Source organism: Caballeronia terrestris (assembly GCF_001544515.1).
GTDB lineage: Bacteria > Pseudomonadota > Gammaproteobacteria > Burkholderiales > Burkholderiaceae > Caballeronia > Caballeronia terrestris.
On sequence record NZ_FCOL02000420.1, the window covers coordinates 1 to 1,332 of the forward strand.

Genomic DNA, 1,332 nt, shown 5'->3' on the forward strand with positions numbered 1-1,332 from the left:
CAGCCTGGCCGCGAGGTCGCTCCTTTCGAGCACGATCGGAACGATTGCCTGCTTGAACTGCGGGGGCAGGAGCGACAGGAGCGGCACGACGTCGGCGAAAGCGATCGCGTTCCACCAGCCGGCGTGACTCAGCGTCGCAGCCCATCCATAAGGATCGAGCGCGAGCGCGGGGTTGCCGCCCGACGCGGTCACCTCGATGCCCTGATCGTTCGATTCGTAGATCTTGGTCGCTGATTCTTTAGTCTTAAATCCGCTGCGCGCGCTAGCCGTCACGGCCTTGTAGCTGCCCTGCACATCGGCGCTGAACTCGCGCGCGCGCTCGTTCTTGTCGGTATTGGCTTCGAGCTTGCGGTCCTGTCGATAGATCAGCTTGCCGCCGAAGATCGTGCGCAGCGGCACATGGGTGCCGTAGCTGTCGAGGATTCGCGCGAGCCCGCCGACCAGGTCCGCTTTTGCGTTGCTTTTCGCGAGGGCGGCCAGCGCGCTGACATCGTCGAATAGGGGCTTTGAGAGCACGACGCTGCGCGGATCGATGACCATCTCGCCCCGCGCGACGAGATACTCGACCCGCAGATGCAATTGGCTGCTTGCCGATTCTTTCGACTGCGTCGTTTCGTCCTTGTAATCCGACTTGACGGACAGGCTCGCCGCCTTCCCCTCGACGCCGACGGAACCGCCGACGTTCCATGAAAGCGAAGACGAGATCGCGTCGAGGGTGCGCACCTGGGTAGCCGAGGCCGAAAAGCGTGTCGACGTGATCGGGCGGACCACCGTCAGGAAGTCTGCCGTCCATTCGGCATCGAAGGCCGGGCGCAGCGCGCGTTCGAGTTCGTAGCTGAGATCGGCCGCGAGCACGAACCGCAGGCCGTGCAGGTGACGCAACGCAGCCAACAGCGCCACCTGCTCCGAGATATCCATGCGATCGAACACGTCCTGCGGCGCACCGATGGGGATGCTTGGCCGGCCGAGCAACGGCGAGAGCATGTCCTGGGGATCGCGAAGGCTCGGCGTCGCGCCGGACGCAGCTGCCGTGGCAGCGGCGACGGCGCTCGACCCGGTCGCGGACGACGCCCCCGTGGTTGTCGTGACATTGCGCTTGCGCGGCGTCTCGAAGCGAAAACGCAGGAGTCGGAGCTTGTCATCGGCCTTGCCGAGCTTGCTGCCCACGGTTTCGAAAGGCTCCATGTCGAGCGGCACCGCTTTCTGCGCAGTGTCGAGGAAGGGCAGCTCCGCTGGCGCGTCCTCCTTGAGAAAGGCGCGAAGATCCTTGAGAGTCTTGTCCTCGCCGCCGCCGGGCCAGTCGATCGCCTTCGGCTTGCCGCCGTCCTGGAG

General features: G+C 65.2%; 1 protein-coding gene. It reads right to left on the reverse strand.

The features are described 5' to 3' along the window. Positions 1 to 1,332, reverse strand: a 1,332-nt coding sequence (locus AWB67_RS37930; protein ID WP_143746818.1) for an MAC/perforin domain-containing protein, incomplete at both ends; no start/stop codon positions are given.